The sequence below is a fragment of the Acinetobacter sp. TWP2-2-3 genome, assembly GCF_049896445.1.
Classification (GTDB): Bacteria; Pseudomonadota; Gammaproteobacteria; order Pseudomonadales; family Moraxellaceae; genus Acinetobacter.
The window spans coordinates 1-5,556 of sequence record NZ_JAFCUI010000025.1 but is presented as its reverse complement, the minus strand read 5'-3'; the positions used below and the strand labels follow the sequence as shown (position 1 = coordinate 5,556).

At 49.0% G+C, this 5,556-nt stretch carries 2 tRNA genes and 3 rRNA genes; all 5 read right to left on the bottom strand.

Annotated features, from left to right (window positions below):
- Nucleotides 1–8: 8 nt before the first annotated feature.
- The 5 genes from rrf to ACP7AK_RS15205 all read right to left on the bottom strand — a co-directional run bounded on the left by rrf (nt 9) and on the right by ACP7AK_RS15205 (nt 5,435).
- Nucleotides 9–123 (bottom strand): 5S ribosomal RNA (gene rrf, locus ACP7AK_RS15225).
- A gap of 189 nt (nt 124–312) precedes the next feature.
- Nucleotides 313–3,207 (bottom strand): 23S ribosomal RNA (locus ACP7AK_RS15220).
- A gap of 432 nt (nt 3,208–3,639) precedes the next feature.
- Nucleotides 3,640–3,715 (bottom strand) — tRNA-Ala (locus ACP7AK_RS15215).
- Between the two features lie 45 nt (nt 3,716–3,760).
- Nucleotides 3,761–3,837 (bottom strand) — tRNA-Ile (locus ACP7AK_RS15210).
- Between the two features lie 60 nt (nt 3,838–3,897).
- A 16S ribosomal RNA gene (locus ACP7AK_RS15205) occupies nt 3,898–5,435 on the bottom strand.
- Together the 16S, 23S and 5S rRNA genes with 2 tRNA genes alongside form the textbook arrangement of a ribosomal RNA operon.
- Nucleotides 5,436–5,556: the final 121 nt, after the last annotated feature.

The following is a 5,556-nucleotide window of genomic DNA, read 5'->3' as shown; positions in this document are numbered from 1 at the left end:
GAATAATGAGCTGGCGATGACTTACTCTCACATGGGTAACCCCACACTACCATCAGCGCTAAGAGGTTTCACTTCTGAGTTCGGGAAGGGATCAGGTGGTTCACTCTTGCTATGGTCGCCAGCACAACTGTTTATGACTATTTGCTTGGGTCTAACCTCAGAGCAGTGCTCTTCGTGCCTAGCTTTCATCAAATGAGTTATTAACAGGTATATCTGAGTTGGGTATTTTGTTCTTTAGCGTTCACTAAATCAAGCTGTTTTGCTGAATATCGAATCGATTGATGCTTAATACAACAACTGTTTGGGTGTTGTATAGTCAAGCCTCACGAGCAATTAGTATTGGTCAGCTTCACATATCACTATGCTTCCACATCCAACCTATCAACGTCGTAGTCTTCAACGGCTCTTTAGGAGACATAAAGTCTCGGGGAAATCTTATCTTGAGGTAGGCTTCCCGCTTAGATGCTTTCAGCGGTTATCCCTTCCGAACATAGCTACCCGGCGATGCCACTGGCGTGACAACCGGTACACCAGAGGTTCGTCCACTCTGGTCCTCTCGTACTAGGAGCAGATCCTCTCAAATTTCCAACGCCCACGGTAGATAGGGACCGAACTGTCTCACGACGTTCTAAACCCAGCTCGCGTACCTCTTTAAATGGCGAACAGCCATACCCTTGGGACCTGCTTCAGCCCCAGGATGAGATGAGCCGACATCGAGGTGCCAAACACCGCCGTCGATATGAACTCTTGGGCGGTATCAGCCTGTTATCCCCAGAGTACCTTTTATCCGTTGAGCGATGGCCCTTCCATACAGAACCACCGGATCACTAAGACCTACTTTCGTACCTGCTCGACTTGTGGGTCTCGCAGTTAAGCGCGCTTTTGCCTTTATACTCTACGCGTGATTTCCGACCACGCTGAGCGCACCTTCGTACTCCTCCGTTACTCTTTAGGAGGAGACCGCCCCAGTCAAACTACCCACCAGACATGGTCCTCGTCCCGGATAACGGGACAGAGTTAGAACCTCAATATTACCAGGGTGGTATTTCAAGGACGGCTCCATCGCAACTAGCGTCGCGACTTCAAAGCCTCCCACCTATCCTACACAAGTAAGATCAAAGTTCAATGTCAAGCTGCAGTAAAGGTTCACGGGGTCTTTCCGTCTAGCCGCGGGTACACCGCATCTTCACGGCGAATTCGATTTCACTGAGTCTCTGCTGGAGACAGCGCCCCCATCATTATGCCATTCGTGCAGGTCGGAACTTACCCGACAAGGAATTTCGCTACCTTAGGACCGTTATAGTTACGGCCGCCGTTTACTGGGGCTTCGATCAAGAGCTTCGCTTACGCTAACCCCATCAATTAACCTTCCAGCACCGGGCAGGCATCACACCCTATACGTCCACTTTCGTGTTTGCAGAGTGCTATGTTTTTAATAAACAGTTGCAGGGGCCTGGTTTCTGAGGCTGTCGGCCGCTCAAGGAGCAAGTCCTATCACAGACAACAGCGTACCTTCTCCCGAAGTTACGGTACCATTTTGCCTAGTTCCTTCAGCAGAGTTCTCTCAAGCGCTTTGGTCTACTCGACCTGACCACCTGTGTCGGTTTCGGGTACGATTCCTGTGTAACTGAAGCTTAGAGACTTTTCCTGGAAGCATGGTATCAGCCACTTCACTGTACAAGTACAGCTTGCTATCAGTTCTCAGCATAGAGTACCCCGGATTTGCCTAAGATACATGCCTACAACCTTCCACCTGGACAACCAACGCCAGGCTGACTTAACCTTCTCCGTCCTCTCATCGCATTACACAGAAGTATTGGAATATTAACCAATTTCCCATCGACTACGCCTCTCGGCCTCGCCTTAGGGGTCGACTCACCCAGCCCCGATTAACGTTGGACTGGAACCCTTGGTCTTTCAGCGTGCGAGTTTTTCACTCGCATTGTCGTTACTCACGTCAGCATTCGCACTTCTGATACCTCCAGCAGACTTCTCAATCCACCTTCATCGGCTTACAGAACGCTCCCCTACCACGCATAATAAATTATGCATCCGCAGCTTCGGCATATAGTTTTAGCCCCGTTACATCTTCCGCGCAGGCCGACTCGACTAGTGAGCTATTACGCTTTCTTTAAAGGGTGGCTGCTTCTAAGCCAACCTCCTAGCTGTCTATGCCTTCCCACATCGTTTCCCACTTAACTATAATTTTGGGGCCTTAGCTGGCGGTCTGGATTGTTTTCCTCTTGACTACGGACGTTAGCACCCGCAGTCTGTCTCCCGGATAGTACTCATTGGTATTCGGAGTTTGCATCGGTTTGGTAAGTCGGGATGACCCCCTAGCCGAAACAGTGCTCTACCCCCAATGGTATTCGTCCGAGGCGCTACCTAAATAGCTTTCGGGGAGAACCAGCTATCACCAAGTTTGATTAGCCTTTCACCCCTATCCACAAGTCATCCCCTGGCTTTTCAACGACAGTGGGTTCGGTCCTCCAGTTAGTGTTACCCAACCTTCAACCTGCTCATGGATAGATCACCTGGTTTCGGGTCTATACCCAGCAACTAAACGCCCTATTAAGACTCGGTTTCCCTACGGCTCCCCTATGCGGTTAACCTTGCTACTGAATATAAGTCGCTGACCCATTATACAAAAGGTACGCAGTCACCGGACTAAGCCGGCTCCCACTGCTTGTATGCATGCGGTTTCAGGATCTATTTCACTCCCCTCACAGGGGTTCTTTTCGCCTTTCCCTCACGGTACTGGTTCACTATCGGTCAGTCAGGAGTATTTAGCCTTGGAGGATGGTCCCCCCATATTCAGACAAGGTTTCACGTGCCTCGCCCTACTCGACATCATCATATAAGCCCTTTCGTGTACAGGACTATCACCATCTACGGTCGCACTTCCCAGAGCGTTCCACTAGAACTTATATGACTTAATGGGCTCTTCCCCTTTCGCTCGCCGCTACTGAGGGAATCTCAATTGATTTCTTTTCCTAAGGGTACTGAGATGTTTCACTTCCCCTCGTTCGCCTTGCAACACTATGTATTCATGTTGCAATACCTACCTTATGGTAAGTGGGTTTCCCCATTCAGACATCTCCGGATCACAGGATATTTGCCGCCTCCCCGGAGCTTTTCGCAGGCTATCACGTCTTTCATCGCCTCTGACTGCCAAGGCATCCACCACATGCACTTAATTACTTGACTATACAACCCCAAACAGTCGTTTATCCTTACAAGTGGGATAAGCAACAGATCGTGTCTTTCAACACTCTCATACAGTTGGCGTTTCGTAGATTTAACTACTGTACAGCTTCAATTAGATTCATATACCAAAACGCTTGATTCAGTTAATTTCGCTAGAACTCATTTCATTCAACTTTCACAATTGCTTGCTAGGTTGTTTAAAACGAGTTTGAACAAATTATTTCAACTCAAATATATTCTGTTAATGATTTTTCCAGCCTTCGTCAGGTCAGGAAACTGTGATAAATCACAGAGGTTATCAAGTCCGCGTATCATAACGCTTGTACTTGTTAATCTCTAGGATCTAAACACTTGATCGCTTAAGGACTAAACTAACAATCAACTGATTGTCTATTTATTAGCTTTTGTCTTTATACATTCCGAAGGAATGTATGGTGGAGACTAGGAGAGTCGAACTCCTGACCTCCTGCGTGCAAAGCAGGCGCTCTACCAACTAAGCTAAGTCCCCAGCTTATCAATAAGTCAATGTATCTTTTCTTCTGTAGTCAGATAGTGGTGGGTCTGACAAGACTTGAACTTGTGACCCCACGCTTATCAAGCGTGTGCTCTAACCAACTGAGCTACAGACCCTCAGATACATCGTATGAAGAACAACTTGTTGTGGATTCTTACCAATCGTCAATCTTTCGTTAAGGAGGTGATCCAGCCGCAGGTTCCCCTACGGCTACCTTGTTACGACTTCACCCCAGTCATCTGCCACACCGTGGTAAGCGTCCCCCCTAAGGTTAGACTACCTACTTCTGGTGCAACAAACTCCCATGGTGTGACGGGCGGTGTGTACAAGGCCCGGGAACGTATTCACCGCGGCATTCTGATCCGCGATTACTAGCGATTCCGACTTCATGGAGTCGAGTTGCAGACTCCAATCCGGACTACGATCGGCTTTTTGAGATTAGCATCCACTCGCGTGGTAGCAACCCTTTGTACCGACCATTGTAGCACGTGTGTAGCCCTGGTCGTAAGGGCCATGATGACTTGACGTCGTCCCCGCCTTCCTCCAGTTTGTCACTGGCAGTATCCTTAAAGTTCCCGGCTTAACCCGCTGGCAAATAAGGAAAAGGGTTGCGCTCGTTGCGGGACTTAACCCAACATCTCACGACACGAGCTGACGACAGCCATGCAGCACCTGTATGTAAGTTCCCGAAGGCACCAATCCATCTCTGGAAAGTTCTTACTATGTCAAGACCAGGTAAGGTTCTTCGCGTTGCATCGAATTAAACCACATGCTCCACCGCTTGTGCGGGCCCCCGTCAATTCATTTGAGTTTTAGTCTTGCGACCGTACTCCCCAGGCGGTCTACTTATCGCGTTAGCTGCGCCACTAAAGCCTCAAAGGCCCCAACGGCTAGTAGACATCGTTTACGGCATGGACTACCAGGGTATCTAATCCTGTTTGCTCCCCATGCTTTCGCACCTCAGTGTCAGTATTAGGCCAGATGGCTGCCTTCGCCATCGGTATTCCTCCAGATCTCTACGCATTTCACCGCTACACCTGGAATTCTACCATCCTCTCCCATACTCTAGCCAACCAGTATCGAATGCAATTCCCAAGTTAAGCTCGGGGATTTCACATTTGACTTAATTGGCCACCTACGCGCGCTTTACGCCCAGTAAATCCGATTAACGCTTGCACCCTCTGTATTACCGCGGCTGCTGGCACAGAGTTAGCCGGTGCTTATTCTGCGAGTAACGTCCACTATCCAAGAGTATTAATCTCGGTAGCCTCCTCCTCGCTTAAAGTGCTTTACAACCAAAAGGCCTTCTTCACACACGCGGCATGGCTGGATCAGGGTTCCCCCCATTGTCCAATATTCCCCACTGCTGCCTCCCGTAGGAGTCTGGGCCGTGTCTCAGTCCCAGTGTGGCGGATCATCCTCTCAGACCCGCTACAGATCGTCGCCTTGGTAGGCCTTTACCCCACCAACTAGCTAATCCGACTTAGGCTCATCTATTAGCGCAAGGCCCGAAGGTCCCCTGCTTTCTCCCGTAGGACGTATGCGGTATTAGCATCCCTTTCGAGATGTTGTCCCCCACTAATAGGCAGATTCCTAAGCATTACTCACCCGTCCGCCGCTAGGTCAGGTAGCAAGCTACCTTTCCCCGCTCGACTTGCATGTGTTAAGCCTGCCGCCAGCGTTCAATCTGAGCCATGATCAAACTCTTCAGTTTAAAATCAGTAGTACCTTTAAAGGGCACCAATCTTGGCTCATCAATTTTCTGACAAATATTTCTCAAATAAACTTCGAGTAATTTCTACCATCAATCAATGAAAATAATTTCGATCAATCAA